The sequence below is a fragment of the Streptomyces sp. L500 genome (assembly GCF_054551825.1).
Window position 1 is genome coordinate 243,058 of record NZ_JBTOLC010000004.1, and the last position, 19,805, is coordinate 262,862.

The window sequence follows — 19,805 nt, forward strand, 5'->3', positions numbered from 1 at the left end:
ATGTCGCCCGTTCCGCCGGCCGTCCTGGCCGTCATCCCCGCCCGTGGCGGCTCGAAGGGGGTGCCCGGCAAGAACCTCGCGCCCGTCGGCGGCGTCCCGCTCGTCGCCCGCGCGGTCCGCGCCTGCCGGGGGGCCCGGCTCGTCACGGACGTGGTCGTCTCGACGGACGACCCGGCGATCGCGGCCGCCGCGCGGGGGGCGGGCGCGGAGGTCGTCCAGCGGCCGTCCGCGATCGCGGGGGACGCCGCGACGAGCGAGGCGGCGGTGTTGCACGCGATGGACGCGTATGAGGCGATGCGGGGGGTGGTGGTGGGCACGGTGCTTCTGGTGCAGTGCACCAGCCCGTTCCTCACGGCGGAGGACGTCGGCGGCGTGGCCGCTGCGGTGGTCGAGGGTGGCGCGAACACGGCGCTGACGGTCGCGCCCTTCCACGGCTTCGTGTGGCGGGAGGGTTCCGTTGCCTCCGGCGGTGTGCCCCAGCCCCGCCCTTTCTCCGTTTCCCGGGGCTCCGCCCCGGACCCCGCTCCTCAATCGCCGGAGGGGCTGAATTTGCCACCGGTTTGTGGGCAGGCGTTCCGCAGGGCGGAACGGGTGGGCACAAACCCGCCCACCGGCGTGAACCACGACCCCGCTCACCGCCCCCGCCGCCAGGACCGCCCCCAGGACCTCCTGGAGACCGGCGCCGCCTACGCCATGGAAGCCACCGGCTTCCGCGAGAACCGCCACCGCTTCTTCGGCCGCACCGACCTCGTCCGCACCGACCCCTCCCGTGTCCTGGAGATCGACGACCCGCACGATCTCGCCCGTGCCCGGGCCCTCGCGCCCCTGCTGGACACCGCCCCCGCCGCCCAGCCGCGCCGCGAGGACGTCGACGCCGTCGTCCTCGACTTCGACGGCACCCAGACCGACGACCGCGTCCTCGTCGACGCCGACGGGCGCGAGCTCGTCGCCGTCCACCGCGGGGACGGCCTCGGCGTCGCCGCGCTGCGCCGGGCCGGGCTGGCGGTGCTGATCCTGTCCACCGAGACCAACCCCGTCGTCGCCGCGCGCGGCCGCAAGCTCGGCGTGCCCGTGATCCACGGCAGCAGGCGCAAGGACGTGTCGCTCAAACAGTGGTGCGAGGAGCACGGCGTCGACCCCCAGCGGGTGCTCTACGCCGGCAACGACGTCAACGACCTGCCCTGCCTGGGCCTCGTCGGCTGGCCCGTGGCCGTCGCCGACGCCCACGGCGTCGTCCGCGCCGCCGCCCGCGCCGTGACCGCCGCCCCGGGCGGCCGTGGCGCCGTCCGCGAGATCGCCACCTGGCTCCTCGGCGAAGACCTCGGCGGCACCACCGTCTGACCCCCGCCCCACTCCGGCCCCACGCCCACTCCGTCACCGAAGGAACCGCCCCGTCATGAACCCAGCACCGCGCAGCGCGCCCCGCACCCGGCTCCTCGGCGACCGCCCCGTCGGCCCCGGGCACCCCGTCTACGTCACCGGCGAGATCGGCATCAACCACAACGGCGACCTCGCCACCGCCCTCGCCCTCGTCGACGCCGCCGCCGACGCCGGCTGCGACGCCGTGAAGTTCCAGAAGCGCACCCCCGAGATCTGCACCCCGCGCGACCAGTGGGACGTGGAGCGCGACACGCCGTGGGGCCGGATGACGTACATCGACTACCGCCACCGGGTGGAATTCGGCGAGGACGAGTACCGCGCGATCGACGAGCACTGCGCACGGCGCGGCATCGCCTGGTTCGCCTCGCCCTGGGACGTCGAGTCCGTCGCGTTCCTGGAGAAGTTCGACGTCCCGGCCCACAAGGTGGCCTCCGCCTCCCTCACCGACGACGAGCTGCTGCGCGCCCTGCGCGCCACCGGCCGCACGGTGGTCCTCTCCACCGGGATGTCCACGCCCAAGCAGATCCGGCACGCCGTCGAGGTGCTGGGCAGCGACAACATCGTGCTCTGCCACGCGACCTCGACCTACCCCGCCAAGGCCGCCGAGCTCAACCTCCGGGTGATCAACACCCTGATGGCCGAGTACCCCAACGTCCCCATCGGCTACTCCGGCCACGAGACGGGCCTCCAGACCACCCTCGCCGCCGTCGCCCTCGGCGCCGCCTTCGTCGAGCGTCACATCACCCTCGACCGCGCCATGTGGGGCTCCGACCAGGCCGCGTCCGTGGAACCCGGCGGGCTCAGCAGGCTCGTGCGCGACATCCGCGTCGTGGAGGAGTCGCTGGGCGACGGGGTCAAGCGGGTGTACGACAGCGAGCGGGGGCCGATGCGCAAGCTGCGCCGGGTCGCGGGCGTCGTCGCCGAGGCGGACGACCGCGAACCCCTCGCGGTCTGACGGGCCGGCCGTGACCCCACCCGAGGGGCGGCCGGCCGACGGACCGGTCCCGGAGGCGGCGGAGGCTCCCGTCCGCCGCCTCCGGGGCCCTCGCCGGCCCGAAGCCCCCACCCTGGCCTTCGTCGAGAGCCCGGTGCAGCTGCTGAACGTCCTCGAATGGGCGTACCGCGTCACCTACGGCCCCCGGCCGTCGCTCGAAGGGGTGCCGCGCCAGCCCGGTGCCCGGGACATCACCCCGCTCGGCGGTGATCTGCTCGTCGTCGTCCTCGCCCCGCACGACCCCATGACCCGGGGGCAGCTGCGGCGGATGGCCGAACTGGCCCGGGACCAGGGGCACGGGGTGCGCTGGGAGGAGGCCCGGGGCGGGCCGGGGGCGCCCTTCGCCACCGTCGGGGCGCTCGCCGGGCCGCTGCGCCGGGCGCGGCGCGTCGTCATCGGCGACCCGTTCTCGCGCTACGTCCAGTTGCTGCTGACCATCACCCGGGCGAGGGAGCTGATCGTGGTGGACGACGGCACGGCCACCATGGAGTTCGTCTCCCAACTCGCCCGGGGCGAACGGTTCGTGCGCTGGCACCGGCGCGACGCCACCCCGGGGGCGCGCGACATCATCTTCGCGCCCGTATCCGCATCGGCGCGCCGGAAACTCACTCCGAACAACCACCGTTCGGTGGAAATCTTCACCTCGATGCCCGTGGAACCGCCACCCGGAGTGACGGTCACGGCCAACGACTTCGCCTGGACCAGGGCCACTCAGGGCCCGCCCACCCTCACCCGGGGCACCGACCTGGTGGGCACCTCGCTCGTCGAGACCGGGGTCGTGGACCCCGAGCGCTACCTCGAAGCGGTCGCCGCCCTCGCCCGCGCCCACGGCGCCACCCGCTACTTCGCCCACCGCCGCGAGAGCACCGACAAGCTCCGCCGCATAGCCGGTGAGCTGGGGCTGGAGGTCGTCCGGCCCGAGCTGCCGCTGGAGCTGATCGCCCGGCGCGGGCCCATCGGACGCACGGTGGTGAGCTTCCCCTCCACCGTCGTCCACACCCTGCCCCAGGCCCTCGCCGGCACCGGGGTGACCGTCGCCGTCTGCGACATCGACCCCGCCTGGCTCACCGAGCACGCCTCACCCCGGGCCGAAGGTTTCCTCTCCGGAGTCACAGGCAGCGCCCGCGCCGTACGACGCGTACCGTACGCGCCCGTTCCATCGGGGCGTGTCGCCGAAGGTACGCCGTAAATACGGGTCATACCCCTCGGCCGACCCATCCATGCGGCTGAACTTTTCTTGATCGAGGGACAGTTGCCCCATTCGGGGCTCTACCCTTCACAGGGTGAATCACCTGATGCCCTGCGAAGCCGATCCCGAAACCACCGACGGCGAACTCCCCGGTCTCCTACCCCCCGGGCTGCGCAGCGAACTCATCTCCTTCCGGCGCGACTTGCACATGCATCCCGAGCTGGGAAACCGTGAGTTCCGCACCACCGCGCAGGTCCGGGCGCGGCTGGAGAAGGCAGGGCTCAGACCGCGTACGCTCGCGAACGGCACGGGCCTGATCTGCGACATCGGGCGGGACGGGGCGTCGTACGCCGCCACCGGCGGCCGGCGGCCCGTCCTCGCGCTCCGTGCCGACCTCGACGCGCTGCCCATCCCGGACACCAAGACCGTCCCGTACCGCTCGACCATCCCCAAGATGGCCCACGCCTGTGGTCACGACGTCCACACCACCGTCGTGCTGGGCGCCGGGCTGGTCCTGGCGGAGCTGGCCGAGCAGGGGCTGCTGCCCAATCCGGTGCGGCTGATCTTCCAGCCCGCCGAGGAGGTGCTGCCCGGCGGCGCCCTCGACGCGATCGAGTGCGGGGCGCTGGACGGGGTGGGCCGCATCATCGCCGTCCACTGCGACCCCAAGGTCGAGGTCGGCCGGCTGGGCCTGCGGACCGGCCCCATCACCTCCGCCTGCGACCGGCTGGAGGTCCGCCTCGCCGGCCCCGGCGGCCACACCGCCCGCCCCCACCTCACCACCGATCTGGTGACGGCCGCCGCCCGGGTCGCCACCGACGTCCCGGCGGTGCTCGCCCGGCGGGCCGACGCCCGCTCGGGGCTCTCCCTGACCTGGGGCCGCCTGGAGACCGGGCACGCCCCCAACGTCATCCCGCAGCACGCCGAGCTCTCCGGCACCGTCCGCTGCCTGGACCTCGCCGCCTGGCGGGAGGCCGCCGACCTGGTGCACGCCGCCGTCGACGAGGTCGCCGCGCTCCACCGGGCCAAGACGGAGATCAGCTACATCCGCGGCGTCCCGCCCGTCGTCAACGACGCCGACGTCACCGGGCTGCTCCGGCGCGCCATGGCCGCCCGCCGGGGGCGGTACTCCCTGGAGGACACCGAGCAGAGCCTCGGCGGCGAGGACTTCTCCTGGTACCTCGAGCACGTACCGGGCGCGATGGCCCGGCTCGGAGTGCGTCCGGTGGGGGATACGACCCGCCGTGACCTGCATTGCGGCGATTTCGATGTTGACGAGGAAGCGATCGCCGTGGGGGTGGAGCTCTTTACCGCCGCGGCATTGCTGGACGGCAACCGAATGTAGGCATTCGGGTCAAGAAGGGTTGACGACGATCCGATAACGGCTTCCTAGCACCCCTTTTATCTGTATCTACGCGCGTTACGATGCCCGCGAAAGACAGCGCCAATGGAGGCGCTTCGAGTGAAGGGGCCCCTCGTGCGCCGGGTATCCACTATCGCCGTCGCGGGCATCAGCACCGCGGCTCTCGCATTCACTCTCACCGCCTGTGGTGAGTCCTCTACCGAGTCCAGCAGCGGCGGAAAGGGCGTCGGCCTGGCGTTCGACGTCGGCGGCCGTGACGACCACTCCTTCAACGAGTCCGCCGCCCGTGGCGTGGACAAGGCTCAGAAGGAGCTGGGTGTCCAGAGCAAGCTGATGACCGCCAAGAACGGCGAGACCGAGGCCGACCGCGAGCAGCGGCTGACCTCCCTTGCCGAGTCCGGGTACAACCCCGTCATCGGCGTCGGCTTCAACTACTCGAAGTCGATCGAGAAGGTCGCCAAGGACTTCCCGAAGACCACCTTCGGCATCGTCGACTCGGTCGCCCCGGGCAACAACATCGACAGCATCACCTTCGGTGAGCACGAGGGCTCCTACCTCGCGGGTGTCGCCGCCGCCCTGAAGTCCAAGAGCCACAAGGTCGGCTTCATCGGCGGTGTGAACAACGCCCTGATCCAGAAGTTCCAGGCCGGTTTCGAGCAGGGCGCGAAGGACACGGACTCCAACGTCCAGGTCACCTCGCAGTACCTGTACCCGAACAACGACAAGGGCTTCAACGACCCGGCGGCCGCCAAGGACAAGGCCAAGGGCATGCTCGACTCGGGCATCGACGTGATCTACACCGCCGCCGGTCTCTCCGGCAACGGTTCGATCGAGGCCATCGCCGGCCAGAAGGGCGCCTGGGCGATCGGTGTCGACTCCGACCAGTACCAGCAGCCCGGCCTGGAGAAGTACAAGAGCTCCATCCTCACCTCCGTGGTGAAGAACGTGGACGTGGCGGTCTTCGACCTCATCAAGAGCGTCAAGGACGGCAAGCCGCTCACGGGCCCGCACGCCTACCTGCTCAAGGACGGCGGCGTGTCGCTGGCCACCTCCGGTGGTCAGATCGACGACATCAAGGACAAGATCGAGGCCGCGAAGAAGAAGATCGTGGACGGCCAGGTCAAGGTCCGCACCGCCCCGTGACGCGAGTGACCGGTTTCGGCCGGTCCGTCATGACGTCATGACAGCGGGCCCGGCGGCGGGGGAGCTCCCCCGCCGCCGGGCCCGTACATACGAGCCAACGCTACGCGCGTAGCACGGCATTGACGCGTGTAGCGTCGCCCCCGCCCCGCCGAACCCTCCGACCCCCGCACGGCTGGTCCGGCTTTCCTCCCGCTCCCTTCCCCGAGGAGAGTGCGCCATCAAAGCGTCCACCGAAGAGCCCAAGAAGGAGCCAGCCGCACCGGCGGTAGAGCTCGCGGGCATCACCAAGCGGTTCCCCGGAGTCGTGGCCAACCACGACATCCACCTCACGGTCCGCCGCGGCACCGTCCACGCCCTCTGCGGCGAGAACGGCGCCGGCAAGTCGACCCTGATGAAGATCCTCTACGGCATGCAGAAGCCGGACGAGGGCACCATCACCCTCGACGGCGAGCAGGTCTCCCTGCACAGCCCCGCCGACGCCATCGCGCGCGGCATCGGCATGGTGCACCAGCACTTCATGCTGGCCGACAACCTCACCGTGCTCGAGAACGTCGTCCTCGGCGCCGAGAAGCTCCACGGCATCGGCAACAAGGCCCGCAAGAAGATCAAGGAGATCTCCGACGCGTACGGCCTGGGCGTGCGCCCCGACGTCCTCGTCGAGGACCTCGGCGTCGCCGACCGCCAGCGCGTGGAGATCCTCAAGGTCCTCTACCGGGGTGCCCGCACCCTGATCCTCGACGAGCCCACCGCCGTCCTGGTCCCCCAGGAGGTCGACGCGCTCTTCGACAACCTGCGCGAGCTCAAGGCCGAGGGCCTGACGGTCATCTTCATCTCCCACAAGCTGGGCGAGGTGCTCTCCGTCGCCGACGACATCACCGTCATCCGGCGCGGCACCACCGTCGGCACCGCGATCCCCAGCGAGACCACCCCCAAGCAGCTCGCCGAGCTGATGGTGGGCGAGGAGCTGCCCTCGCCGGAGACCCGTGAGTCCACGGTCACCGACGTGCCCATGCTCACCGTCGACGGCCTCCACCTGTCCGCCACCGACTCCGACGGCGTCGTCCGCGCGGTGCTCGACGGCATCTCCTTCACCATCCACAAGGGCGAGGTCCTCGGCCTCGCGGGTGTCGAGGGCAACGGTCAGGCGGAGCTCGTCGAGGCCATCATGGGCATGCGGACCCCGGACGGCGGCGTCGTCACCCTGGACGGCGACGACATCACCAAGACCCCCACGCGCAAGCGCCGCGAGGGCGGCATGGGGTACATCCCCGAGGACCGCCACCGCCACGGCCTGCTGCTGGAGGCCCCGCTGTGGGAGAACCGCATCCTCGGCCACGTCACCGAGAAGCCCAACAGCAAGGGCGGGCTCCTCGACACCAAGGCCGCCCGTGAGGACACCGAGCGCATCGTCCGCGAGTACGACGTCCGCACGCCCGGCATCGAGGTCACCGCGGCCTCCCTGTCCGGCGGCAACCAGCAGAAGCTGATCGTCGGCCGCGAGATGAGCCACAACCCCAAGCTCCTCATCGCCGCGCACCCCACCCGGGGCGTGGACGTCGGCGCGCAGGCGCAGATCTGGGACCAGATCCGCGAGGCGCGCCGCGAGGGCCTGGCGGTGCTGCTGATCTCCGCCGACCTGGACGAGCTCATTGGCCTCTCCGACACGCTCCGGGTGATGTTCCGCGGCCGACTGGTCGCCGACGCGGACCCCGCGACGATCACCCCGGAGGAGCTGGGCTCCGCCATGACGGGCGCCGCGTCGGGCCACCTCGAACACGAGGAGGGCGCCGAGGAGGCCCCGGAGCCCTCGGATTCCGGGGACGCCCCGGAGCCCCCCGCGGAGGAGACCCCGGCCGAGACCGAGGAGCCCTCCTCGGAGCCGGAGAAGAAGAACGTGAAGAACGACAAGAGCGCCAAGAGCGACGAGAACCCGGAAGGCGGTGACTCGAAGTGAAGAAGTTCGACAAGAACAAGCTGATCCTTGGCCTCGCCGCCCCGGCCCTGGCCATCGTCACCGCGCTGGTGATCACCTCGATCATCATCGGGGCCACCGGCAAGGACCCCTTCCACGCCTACCAGGTGATGGTGGACTTCGGCTCGAAGGCCGACAGCCAGGTCTGGATCATCAACAAGGCGACGCCGTACTACCTCTCCGCGCTGGCCGTGGCCATCGGCTTCCGGATGAACCTGTTCAACATCGGCGTCGACGGCCAGTACCGCATCGCGGCGTTCTTCGCCGCCGTGGTCGGCGGCGCGCTGACGATGCCGGGCATCATCCAGATCCCGATCATCATCGTCGTCGCGATGGCGATCGGCGCCGTCTGGGCCGGCATCGCCGGTCTGCTGAAGGTCACCCGCGGCGTCAACGAGGTCATCAGCACGATCATGCTGAACGCCATCGGCGCCTCGGTGATCGGCTACTTCCTCCAGGACGGCCGCCTCGCGCAGAAGGAGGGCAACCTGATCCACACGCCCTACCTGCCCGACTCGGCCCACTTCTTCGAGATCCCGACCCAGCCCAAGCCCATCTACGGCTTCGTGGTGATCGCCGCCCTCGCCGGCGCCGCCTACTGGTTCGTCCTCAACCGCACCCGCTTCGGCTTCGACCTCCGCACCGTCGGCCGGTCCGAGTCCGCGGCCCACGCCTCCGGCGTGAGCGTCAAGCGCATGGTGATCACCTCCATGCTGCTGTCCGGTGCCATCGCCGGTCTCGTCGGCATGCCGACCCTGCTCGGCGTGTCGTACAACTACGGCACCGACTTCCCGGCCGGTATCGGCTTCACCGGTATCGCCATCGCGCTGCTCGGCCGCAACAACCCCATCGGCATGGCGCTCGCCGCCCTGCTCTGGGGCTTCCTGGAGCGCACCGGCACCCAGCTGGAGTTCGAGGGCTACGCCCAGGAGATCGTCGGCGTGATCCAGGGCGTCATCGTCCTGTGCGTCGTCATCGCCTACGAGATCGTGCGCCGGTACGGCCTCAAGGCCCAGCAGCGCAAGGTCGGCGAGGAACTCGCCGCCCAGGCCCGTAAGAGCGACAAGGCGGAGGTTTCCGCGTGAGCACCACCTTCACCTCCGCCATCGCGGAGAAGCTGTCCGGCAGGAACCGGCCGGAGGGCAAGCGGGGCAAGCTCTCGACCCCCGTCGTCCTGCTGATCATCGCCGGCTCGATGATCCTGCTGGCGGCCCTCCGCCAGATCACCGGCGCCAACGACCTGACCTCCTCCGGTCAGTTCTCCGGCGCCCTCGCCGCCGCCGTGCCCATCGGCCTCGCCGGTCTCGGCGGCCTGTGGGCCGAGCGCGCCGGCGTCGTCAACATCGGCCTCGAAGGCATGATGATGCTCGGCACGTTCTGTGCCGGCGCGGTGGGCTGGCAGCACGGCCCGTGGATGGCGGCCCTCGCCGGCGTCGTCGGCGGTGCCGTCGGCGGACTCATCCACGCCGTCGCGACCGTCACCTTCAACGTCGACCACATCATCTCCGGTGTGGCCATCAACATCCTGGCCCTGGGCGTCACCCAGTACCTGGCCAAGATGTGGTTCGGCGCCGAGGGCAGCGCCGCGCAGAAGGCGGGCGGCAACGACAAGCAGTCGCCGGTCATGGAGAACATGCCCAACTTCTCCATCCCGGGCCTGTCCGACTGGCTCCACTCGATCGAGAAGCACCACTGGTTCCTCGTCTCCGACGTCGCCGGCGTCCTCGACGGCCTCGTCTCCGACGTGTCCTGGCTGACGATCGTCGCCGCGCTGCTCTTCGTCGGCACGTTCTTCGTGCTGTGGCGCTCGGCCTTCGGCCTGCGCCTGCGCTCCTGCGGCGAGAGCCCGGTGGCCGCCGAGTCCCTCGGCGTCAACGTCTACAAGTACAAGTACGCGGCCGTCATCGTCTCCGGCGGCATGGCCGGCCTCGGTGGCGCGTTCCTCGCCATCGGCACCCACATGTACTCCGACGGCCAGACCGGCGGTCGCGGCTACATCGGTCTCGCCACGATGATCTTCGGTAACTGGCGGCCGGGCGGCGTCGCCATGGGCGCCGGCCTGTTCGGCTTCATGGACAGCCTCCAGCTGCGCTCCGGCGGCCCGACCGTCCACGCCCTGCTGCTGCTCGTGGCGGTGCTGCTCGTCGGCCTCGCCCTGTGGCGCCTGAAGCAGGGCAAGAAGCAGCCCGCGATCATCAGCGGTGTCGTCGCCGCGGCCCTCGTCCTCTGGTACGCGCTGACCAAGACCGTCCCGCTGGAGTTCGTCGACGCCACCCCGTACGTCGCGACCCTGCTGGTCCTGTCGCTGTCCGCGCAGCGCCTGCGGATGCCCAAGGCCGACGGCAAGCCGTACCGGAAGGGCCAGGGCAAGTGACCGACTCCCCTGACTGGGAGGCCCTGCGCGGGCGGGCCCGGGACGCCATGTCCCGGGCCTACGCCCCGTACTCCAACTTCCCCGTCGGCTCGGCGGCCCTGGTGGACGACGGCCGCGTCGTCACCGGCTGCAACGTGGAGAACGCCGCCTACGGCGTCGCCCTGTGCGCCGAGTGCGGCATGGTCTCCGAGCTGATCGCCACCGGCGGCGGCCGGCTGACCCACTTCACCTGCTGCGACCGCCACGGCAACGTCCTGATGCCGTGCGGCCGCTGCCGTCAGCTGCTCTGGGAGCACGGCGGCCCCGAGCTGGAGGTGGACACGACGACGGGCGTCCGCCCGCTCGCCGAGCTCCTCCCCGACGCGTTTGGGCCCTCGGACCTGAATCGTTGAAGATGTCCCTAAGCGCCGGACGGGCTGATCTTTCAGCCCGTCCGGGTCACTTTCCGGACCCGGGAAGACCTGAGGACTACGAACTTAAGGAAAATGTGCTGATGGACGCCATTTCCGTTATCCGCACCAAGCGTGACCGCGGTCGTCTGAGCGACGAGCAGATCGACTGGATGATCGACGCGTACACGCGGGGCGAGGTCGCCGACGAGCAGATGTCCGCGCTCGCGATGGCCATCCTGCTCAACGGCATGGACCGCGCGGAGATCGCGCGCTGGACCGCCGCGATGATCAAGTCCGGCGAGCGCATGGACTTCTCGTCCCTGCCCGTCCCCACCGCCGACAAGCACTCCACCGGCGGCGTCGGCGACAAGATCACCCTCCCGCTGGCCCCCCTCGTCGCCGCCTGCGGCGCGGCCGTCCCGCAGCTCTCCGGCCGCGGCCTCGGCCACACCGGTGGCACCCTCGACAAGCTGGAGTCCATCCCCGGCTGGCGCGCGCTGCTCTCCAACGACGAGATGCTGGACGTCCTGCGCAACGTGGGTTCGGTCATCTGCGCCGCCGGCGACGGCCTGGCCCCGGCCGACAAGAAGCTCTACGCCCTGCGCGACGTCACCGGCACGGTCGAGGCCATCCCGCTGATCGCCTCCTCCATCATGTCGAAGAAGATCGCCGAGGGCACGGGCTCGCTCGTCCTCGACGTGAAGGTCGGCTCGGGCGCGTTCATGAAGAACCTCGCGGACGCCCGCGAGCTCGCCTCCACGATGGTCGGCCTCGGCACCGACCACGGCGTCAAGACCGTGGCCCTGCTCACCGACATGTCGACCCCGCTCGGCCTCACCGCGGGCAACGCCCTCGAGGTCCGCGAGTCCGTCGAGGTCCTCGCGGGCGGCGGCCCGGCGGACGTCGTCGAGCTCACCATCGCCCTGGCCCGCGAGATGCTCGACGCGGCCGGCATCAAGGACGCCGACCCGGCCAAGGCGCTCGCCGACGGCTCCGCGATGGACGTCTGGCGCCGCATGATCATCGCCCAGGGCGGCGACCCGGACGCCACCCTGCCGGTCGCCCGCGAGCAGCACGTGGTGACGGCCGCCGAGTCCGGCGTCCTCACCAAGCTGGACGCCTACGCGGTGGGCGTCTCCGCGTGGCGCCTGGGCGCGGGCCGCGCCCGCAAGGAGGACCCGGTGCAGGCCGGCGCGGGCATCGAGATGCACGCCAAGCCGGGCGACACGGTCAAGGCGGGTCAGCCGCTGATGACCCTCAACACCGACACTCCGGAGAAGTTCGAGTACGCCCTCAAGGCTCTTGAGGGCGGTGTCGAGATCTCGGCGGCGGGTACGGACTTCACGCCGAACCCGATCGTGCTGGACCGCATCGCGTAAGCGAGCCGCTGACACGACTGACACGACGAAAGCCCCCGCCTTCAGCGCAAGGCGGGGGCTTTCGCGTACCCGGACGGCGTCACGGGCCACCCCGTGCGGGGCTGAGGCCCTCATTTTGTATATTGCGCAAGCCAGGAACTGTGGGCGCGAGTGCCCCGTTGATCAAGGCGACGGGGACCGGGACAGTGGTTTGTGGAGGAAGTTCATGGGTGTGCCCCTGACCAAGGGCGGCAACGTGTCGCTCACCAAGCAGGCCCCGGGTCTGACTGCGGTGACGGTCGGGCTGGGCTGGCGGGTCCGTCCCGCCGCGGGCGCCGACTACGACCTGGACGCCAGCGCCCTGCTGTGCGACCAGGCCGGGAAGGTCGTCTCCGACCGGCACTTCGTCTTCTTCAACAACCTTCGGAGCCCCGACGGCTCGGTCACCCACTCGGGGGACGTGAGCGCGTCCGGGGAAGAGGACCGCGAGCAGATCCAGGTCGACCTCGGCAGGGTCCCGGAGACGGTGACGAAGATCGTCTTCCCCGTCTCCCTCTACGAGGCCGAACAACGCCACCAGACCTTCGGCCAGCTCGACAGCGCCCACATCCGCGTCGTCGACCGCGCGGACGGCCGCGAGCTGGCCCGCTACGACCTGAAGGGCGACGGCTCGACGGAGACCGCGATGGTCTTCGGCGAGCTCTACCGCCACGGGACGGAATGGAAGTTCCGGGCGATCGGGCAGGGGTACGCGTCGGGACTCGCGGGCATCGCGACGGACTACGGCGTGGACGTCCTGCGCGAGGCGACGACGCAGGCGACGCCGCCGCCTCCGCCTGCGCCTGCGCCTCCGCCGGTTCCGGCGGCCCCGCCGGCACCTCCGACCATCGCCTCCGCCCCACCAGCAATCGATTACGTATCAGGGAGCTCCACCGTGACGTGCTTCTTCGACCCGAGCCATGGCCCCGGCATGACGACGGTCCTGTGGTCCCCGCAGTGGGGCGTCCCCCGCCAGGTCCAGACGTGCGGCGGCTGCGCCCAGCGCGTCCAGACCACGCCGCCGCCGTACTACACGCCGCAGCAGCCCCAGGCGGGCTACCCCCAACCGGTCCAGCAGGGCTACCCCCAGCAGGGCTACCCCCAGCAGCCCCCCGCCGGCTACCCGCAGCAGCAGGGCGGCCAGCAGCAGGGCGGCCGCCGCTTCGGCACCGGCGCCCTCATCGGCGCGGGCGCGGCGGGCCTCGTCGGCGGCGCGCTCCTCAACGAGGCGATGAGCGACGACGAGCCGGACGTGATCATCAACAACTACTACGAGGAAGACTGACGGGCTGACTCCCGGCCGGGTCATCGGTCGAAGTGCTTGTTACGGATGAACGGGACCGGTGGACTTCCACCGGTCCCGTTCGGCGTGTGAGGGCTACCGCCCGGTCAATGGGGGTCCAGTGGTCACCCATTGACCGGGTGGTGGGCGGCAGGTGCCTGATGCCTGCCGACGTCGCTTTTCTTCCGCGTTTTTCTCGTTTGTCGCTTTTCTGAGGCTTGCGGTCGGGTGTGACGCCGGATGCCGGAGGTGCGGCGTGCTGCTATTTACTTCAAAAGAACTGGTCGGTCGGTATGCTTGTCGGTCACTGGAAAAGCGGTCGTTGTGTCCGCTTCAGTAGCTATATTTCCGCCACGTTTGGGTCGTGGGAGGGCGTCCGACATGGGACAGCGCCAGGACTTCGTGGCCAAAAACAGTTCAGTTGGTTTGTTTGGTGTCGTGCTGGACGGCGACGTGCGGGGGGAAGCCGATGGGAGCGGGGGTCTTCGGTTCGTTGCGGCGCGGCCAGCGACGCAAGGCGGAGCGGTATGTGAGCGGCCTGCTGGGGGCGCCGGGCCGTAAGTCGTTGCGGAACATCGCGGAGTTTCTGGGCGATCCGGGAGCCCTGCAAGGTTTGCACCATTTCGTGAGCGAGTCGGCCTGGGAGTGGGGCCCGGTGCGGCGAGCGCTGGCCGGGCAGGCGTGGCGTGCGCTGGGTGTGGACGCGTGGGTGGTCAAGCCATTGACGATCCCGAAGGCGGGGGAGCGTTCGGTGGGCGTCGCCGCGCAGTTCGTGCCGGAGCTGGGGCGGGCGGTCAACGGCCAGCTGGCGGTGGGGGTCTGGCTGATGGCGCGGGGGGCGGCGGTGCCGGTGGAGTGGCAGCTGGTGCTGCCGCGGCGCTGGCGTGAGGAGCCGCTGCGGGGGCGGGCGCGCATCCCCGGGGATGTGCGGGCGGCCAGCCTTCAGCAGTGTGTGCTGGAGGCGGTGGACCAGGCGGCGGGCGCCGCCGGTGTGCCGCGACGGCCTGTGGTGGTCGACGTGGAGGGCGTGGACGGCATGGCCGTGGCCCGGCACCTGTGGGAGCGGGGGCACGAGTTCATCGTCCGCGTGGGGCCGGGTGCGCGGCTGGGGGCCGATGTGCCGGTGTCGGCGGTGGGCGGTACGCGGGAGCTGACGGCTGGGGAGCTGGCGGCCCGCCTGGCGCGGCTGCGCCGCCCGGTGGGCGCAGGGAGGGTGCCGGCCGCGGCGCTTCCCGTCGTGGCTCCCGGCTCGCCGGCCACCAGCGGCGCAGAGGGGTTGCGTCTGGTGGGGGAGTGGCCTGTGGACGGCCCTGGCGAGGTCCGGTTGTGGCTGGCGGGCGTGGCAGGTCTGCCGGTTCCCGGGCTGCTGGGGCTGACGGGGCTGGGTGATGTGGTCGCGGGGGAGGCCCTGGACCTCGCGGACCGGGTGGGCCTGCGGGACTTCACCGGCCGCTCGTTCGCCGGCTGGCACCGTCATGTCACGCTCGCGTCGGTGGCTCATTTCGCCGCCGTGCTCGGTGCCGAGGAGTCCTGTCCCGACGCGATGGTGTGCACGGCCGCGTGACGGTGGTGACGGCACCCCGCAGAGTGATCACCTTCCTGGCCGCGCCCGGGTCCCCGGCGGTCGGGGCGTGTTCCGCGCGGGTGCGGAAGTGGGATCGGGAGGAGCCCGCACGCCCGGCATATCGCGGGCGTGGACATCTGAACAGGAGTGTGAACAGTGCGGTTCAACCTGATGGGCCCGTTCCGGATCATCACCGATGACGGCCGGGAGTACGAGCCCAACGCGCCGAAGATCTGCCGGATGCTGGCAGTGCTGGCCCTCCAGCCGCGCGAGGCGGTACCCACCGCCGTGCTCATCCAGGAGTTGTGGGGGGAGAGTCCCCCACACAGTGCGCTGAAGACACTGCAGACGCACGTCTATCATGCGCGCCGGATGCTCGAGGACGAGCGGGTAACCGCCGCCGGCCGGGAGGTGCTGGTCACCAAGGCGTCCGGTTACGAGCTGCGGGTCCGGGACGAGGAAGTCGACGTCGCCACGTTCGAGCAGTATCTCCGCAGAGCCCGTTGGGAGGTAGAGGCGGGGCACCTGGAGAGCGCGGGGCACCGCCTGGATCGCTGCTTGGCGCTGTGGCGAGGTCCGGCCCTGAGCGGCATGCCCATCGGCACGGTGCTCGCGGGCCGGATCCCGCGCATCTAGGAACTGCGCATCAGGGCCCTGGAGCTGCGCATCGAGGTCGGGATCAAGCGGGGCGGGGCGCGCGATCTGCTGCCCGATCTGCGCGCGCTGGTCGAGGAGTTCCCCCTGCACGAGTGGTTCCACGGGCAGCTCATCTCGGCGCTCCACCGCGCCGGCCGCCGCAGCGAGGCCCTGCGCGCCTACCACGCCCTCTATTGCATCCTCAAGTCGGAGCTCGGCCTGGAGCCCTCGGCGGAACTGCGGCGACTCCAGTCCGAGATCCTCGACTCCGCCCCCGCCCAGGAACCCTTGCGGCTGCTGTGTACGGCCGCCTCGGGCGCGCCGCACCGCAGCGGCAGACTCGGGCGGACAAGCTCGTGACCAGGGGTGACCGCGCCGACACGGACGCGCTGCGATGCGCACCACGGTGGGGCATACCCGCCCCGCACTTGCCCAAGATTTGTGTGATCTTGGATCGAGACCTTGCACGATGATGAAGGGATCTTGACCAATAAGAGCGGGTGACGCATCGGACACGCTCCGTGGCGCCCGGGTCATGCGCCCATGGGAACGGAGTCATTGGGGGAGACATGCAGTTCCGGATGCTGGGTCCGATAGAAGTAGTCGACAAAGGCCGGCCCGTGGTCCTCGGCGGCCCCAAACAACGCGCCACCCTCGGCGCCCTGTTGCTCGAACCGAACAAGGTGGTGGCCACCAGCCAGCTCCTGAACGCGCTCTGGGGCGGCAACGACGTCCCCGCCACGGCGCGCAAGATCTTGCAGAACGCGGTCTACAACCTGCGCAGCGCCCTGTCCGGCAGATGGGCCGACGGTGACCCCGCGGCCGTCACCCTACTGACCCAGCCGCCCGGTTACATGCTGCGGGTCGACCCGGACCGGGTGGACCTTCACCTGTTCCACAAATGGGTCCGTCAGGGGCGGGAGCGCCTGGCGCGGGGCGAGGTCGAGCCGGCCTCGTCGCTACTGCGCGACGCGCTCGCGCTGTGGCGAGGCCCGGCCCTGGCCGACCTGGTGGAGGCCGGGATTCAGTGGCTGGAGCTGGCCACGGTCGAGAACACCCGGCTGGATGTGCTGGAGGATTATTTCGAGGCACAACTCGCATGCGGCAACCACCACACGGTCCTGGCGGAACTGGAGCGGATGGTCCAGACCGAGCCCCTGCGGGAGCGCTCGTGCGGCCAGCTCATGCTCGCCCTCTACCGCTGCGGCCGGCAGGCGGACGCTCTCCAGGTCTACAGCCGGGCCCGGGCCGTTCTCGTCGAGAGCCTGGGCCTGGAGCCCGGCCGGGCCCTGCAGCAACTGCAGCACGCGATCCTCGTCCAGGACCCCGCGCTCTCCCGCCCCGCCGCCTTGCCCGCCCTGACTTCCGAGCGCCAGGGAGCCCGCCTCCTGGACATCGCGCCGCGACAGCGGACCGTCGAAACGACTACGGTGCAACGGGCCGAGACGACCACGCCGCAACAGGCCGGCGCGACGATGCCGCAACAGCCGGCCGAACCCACCGTGCCGCAGCCGCGCACCGGCGGTACCGCCGCGCCCGCGCGGACCGCCGGTACCGCGCGCCGCACGGTCGGCGTGCTGTCGGTACGCACCCACCTGGCGCCCTCGCTCGCCGATGTGGCCGCTGAGGACCTCGATGTACTGCTCGAAGGAACCAGCCAGTTGGTCAGGGAGCAGGTCGAACGGTTCGGCGGCACCGTGACCGCCACGCTCGGCTCGGTCACGCTCGCCCTGTTCGGGCTGGAGGACCCTGGCGAGATCGACGCCCAGCAGGCAGTCTTGGCGGCACTGGCGATCCGTGACGTCCTGGACCTCTCCACCGGGCACGGCCCCGGCACACCACAGCTGACCGTGCACTGCTCGGTGACCATGGGAGAGGTCTCGTCGCGCCGCAAGGCCCCGGGCGCCCCGGCGACCGTGGTCGGCGCCGCCTTGGACGACTCCCTGTCCCTGCTGTGCGAGGTGCCCGCAGGTCAGGTCCGGGTGTGCGACCGCGTCCGCCGGGCGAGCGAGCACCGCATCCGCTACCGGCCCTTCGGCCCGCCCGCCCCGGGCTGGCAGGCCCTGGGCGTCCAGGACGAGGAACCCCCGACGGCCGGGGACGCCGAGGAGTACGAGTACGACATCCTGCGCGGGCTGATGCAACGCACCCGGCATCGGGGCGTGCCCCACCTCGTCACGGTCCTCGGGGAGGGCGGCACCGGCAAGAGCCGACTGCTGCGCGGCTTCGCCCGCCGGGCCGTGGAAAGCGTCGACCAAGTGCGCGTCTTCACCGGGCGCTTTCCCGCCCCGGACGAGGACGGCTGCCGACTGCGTGCCCCGGCTCAGATCCTGGCGGGCTACTGCGGCATCGGCGACGACGATCTGCCCACGGCGAAGGCCCGCCTGGCCGCCGCGATCCGGTCGCTCTTCCCCAGCGAGCGCACCTCCACGCTGCTGCTCTCCCGGCTCGGCCCGCTGGTGGACACCGTCGGCATCGGCGTCGACGACCAGTTCGGCGAGGTGAACATCGCCGCGATCATGGACGCCTGGTGCCAGTTCTTCCAGCAGGCGGCTCGCCAGGAGCCCTTGGTCCTGTGCGTCGACGACCTCCACCTGGGCGCCGACGCCGTGCTCGACGCCGTCGAAGGGCTCGCGGAGACGGCGGGCTCGGGCCCCTTGTTCGTCGTCGTCGGTGCCCGGCCCGAACTGCTCCTGCGCCGCCCGGACTGGGCCGGGGGCAAGAGCCACGCCACCACGGTCACCCTCGGCCGGCCCGAGCGGATCACCAACGAGCAACTCGTCGAACTGCTCCTGTCGGCCGCCCGCCACGACGACACGCCGAGCCTCACCCCCTGACCTCCCTCCCACCCCGGCCGGTCCCCGGCGGGGTGGGTCCACCGGGGCGGCTCCCCCACCGCCGCGGCCACGCTGCCCGGCCCGCGCCCCGCGCACGGACCGGGCAGCTTTTCTCCGGGCGTGAAGTGCCGCCGGACCAGGGCAAGTTACCGGGCCGTGGGTCGCGCATTGGGAAAGGAATTCCGCACCGCGCGTAGGGTCGGATTTCACGATGACGCCAGTTCTGCCGCGTCGATGCCACGCCCCTGCCGAGCCCCGCGCTCACGTGCGCGCCCAGCTGAATCCCCCGCACGCAGACACGCGGGACGGCGGGTGGCAGGCCCATGACTTCGCTGTACACGCCATTGATGTCAGGAGTTGAAAGCACGTGACGGACGAGGGAAAGCTCCGCGAATACCTCAAGCGGGCCATCGCCGACGCCCGCGACTCGCGCAAGCGACTGAGCGAAGTCGAGGGCCGACTCAATGAGCCGGTCGCGATTGTGGGGATGGCGTGCCGTTATCCGGGTGGGGTGTCCTCGCCGGAGGATTTGTGGCGGCTGGTTGCCGGTGGTGTGGATGCGGTCAGTGGGTTCCCTGTGAATCGTGGTTGGGATCTGGAGGGGTTGTTCGATCCTGATCCGGAGCGTGCGGGGACGAGTTATGCGCGTCAGGGTGGGTTTTTGCATGACGCGGATTTGTTTGACGCGGAGTTGTTCGGGATGTCGCCGAGGGAGGCGACGGCGGCGGATCCGCAGCAGCGGTTGTTGCTGGAGACGGCGTGGGAGACGTTGGAGAGCGCCGGCATCGTTCCGGCGGATCTCCACGGCAGCCGGACCGGTGTGTTCACCGGCGTCATGTACGGCGACTACGGATCCCGCGTCGGTGAACTGCCGCCGGGGCTGGAGGGGTATCTGGCCAGTGGGAGTGCGGGGAGTGTGGCTTCGGGCCGGATCGCCTATACGTTGGGTCTGGAGGGCCCGGCGGTGACGGTGGACACGGCCTGCTCCTCGTCCCTGGTGGCCTTGCACTTGGCGGCTACCGCGCTGCGCAACGGGGAATGCGACCTCGCCCTGGCCGGCGGCGTCACCGTCATGTCCCAGCCGACGACCTTCGTGGAGTTCTCCCGGCTGCGTGGCCTGGCCAAGGACGGGCGGTGCAAGCCGTTCTCGGCGTCCGCCGACGGCACCGGCTGGTCGGAGGGCGTCGGCCTGCTTCTCGTGGAGCGGCTTTCGGATGCTCGGCGCAATGGGCACACCGTCCTGGCGGTGGTGCGGGGTTCGGCGGTCAATCAGGACGGTGCA

Annotated in this window: 14 protein-coding genes and 1 pseudogene; all 15 read left to right on the forward strand. The window is 70.9% G+C overall.

The features are described from left to right. Positions 1–1,341, forward strand: coding sequence for a cytidylyltransferase domain-containing protein (locus tag ACX9I7_RS07545; RefSeq protein ID WP_459386866.1), 1,341 nt, complete (start codon positions 1–3; stop codon positions 1,339–1,341). Positions 1,342–1,396: 55 nt separating this feature from the next. Continuing rightward, positions 1,397–2,335, forward strand: a complete 939-nt coding sequence (locus tag ACX9I7_RS07550; protein ID WP_387567144.1) for an N-acetylneuraminate synthase family protein — start codon at positions 1,397–1,399, stop codon at positions 2,333–2,335. A 10-nt stretch (positions 2,336–2,345) separates the two neighbouring features. Next, positions 2,346–3,563 carry a hypothetical protein gene (locus tag ACX9I7_RS07555; RefSeq protein WP_459386867.1) on the forward strand — a complete coding sequence of 406 codons (1,218 nt, stop codon included), beginning with the start codon at positions 2,346–2,348 and terminating at the stop codon, positions 3,561–3,563. A 106-nt stretch (positions 3,564–3,669) separates the two neighbouring features. Then, a complete protein-coding gene (locus tag ACX9I7_RS07560) occupies positions 3,670–4,908 on the forward strand; it encodes an amidohydrolase (protein WP_189453553.1) in 1,239 nt (412 codons plus the stop codon). Between the two features lie 132 nt (positions 4,909–5,040). Next, positions 5,041–6,069 carry a BMP family lipoprotein gene (locus ACX9I7_RS07565; RefSeq protein WP_358627704.1) on the forward strand — a complete coding sequence of 343 codons (1,029 nt, stop codon included), beginning with the start codon at positions 5,041–5,043 and terminating at the stop codon, positions 6,067–6,069. 217 nt (positions 6,070–6,286) lie between these two features. Beyond that, positions 6,287–8,023 carry an ABC transporter ATP-binding protein gene (locus tag ACX9I7_RS07570; RefSeq protein WP_387567324.1) on the forward strand — a complete coding sequence of 579 codons (1,737 nt, stop codon included), beginning with the start codon at positions 6,287–6,289 and terminating at the stop codon, positions 8,021–8,023. Next, complete coding sequence (locus ACX9I7_RS07575) at positions 8,020–9,126, forward strand: ABC transporter permease (RefSeq protein ID WP_358634542.1); 1,107 nt, start codon at positions 8,020–8,022, stop codon at positions 9,124–9,126. Before ACX9I7_RS07570 ends, ACX9I7_RS07575 begins: the two co-directional genes overlap by 4 nt. Beyond that, the gene (locus ACX9I7_RS07580; protein WP_387567139.1) at positions 9,123–10,415 is read left to right on the forward strand and encodes an ABC transporter permease; all 1,293 of its coding nucleotides are present in this window, start codon (positions 9,123–9,125) and stop codon (positions 10,413–10,415) included. Before ACX9I7_RS07575 ends, ACX9I7_RS07580 begins: the two co-directional genes overlap by 4 nt. Beyond that, positions 10,412–10,807 (forward strand): cytidine deaminase, encoded by a 396-nt coding sequence (locus tag ACX9I7_RS07585; RefSeq protein WP_189452940.1) that lies wholly within the window; start codon positions 10,412–10,414, stop codon positions 10,805–10,807. The genes ACX9I7_RS07580 and ACX9I7_RS07585 overlap by 4 nt, the downstream gene beginning before the upstream one ends. 95 nt (positions 10,808–10,902) lie before the next feature. After that, positions 10,903–12,186: a thymidine phosphorylase gene (locus ACX9I7_RS07590; protein WP_206279887.1), complete on the forward strand. Its 1,284-nt coding sequence runs from the start codon at positions 10,903–10,905 to the stop codon at positions 12,184–12,186. Positions 12,187–12,391: 205 nt separating this feature from the next. After that, positions 12,392–13,489, forward strand: a complete 1,098-nt coding sequence (locus tag ACX9I7_RS07595) for a TerD family protein (protein ID WP_459386868.1) — start codon at positions 12,392–12,394, stop codon at positions 13,487–13,489. Between the two features lie 466 nt (positions 13,490–13,955). Next, positions 13,956–15,050: an IS701 family transposase gene (locus ACX9I7_RS07600; protein ID WP_459386869.1), complete on the forward strand. Its 1,095-nt coding sequence runs from the start codon at positions 13,956–13,958 to the stop codon at positions 15,048–15,050. A 171-nt stretch (positions 15,051–15,221) separates the two neighbouring features. Continuing rightward, positions 15,222–16,046: pseudogene (locus ACX9I7_RS07605) on the forward strand (AfsR/SARP family transcriptional regulator). 221 nt (positions 16,047–16,267) lie between these two features. Beyond that, positions 16,268–18,523, forward strand: coding sequence for a BTAD domain-containing putative transcriptional regulator (locus ACX9I7_RS07610; protein ID WP_459386870.1), 2,256 nt, complete (start codon positions 16,268–16,270; stop codon positions 18,521–18,523). 367 nt (positions 18,524–18,890) lie between these two features. Next, positions 18,891–19,805 (forward strand): beta-ketoacyl synthase N-terminal-like domain-containing protein (locus tag ACX9I7_RS07615; protein WP_459386871.1); only part of this gene is annotated, 915 nt, incomplete at its 3' end.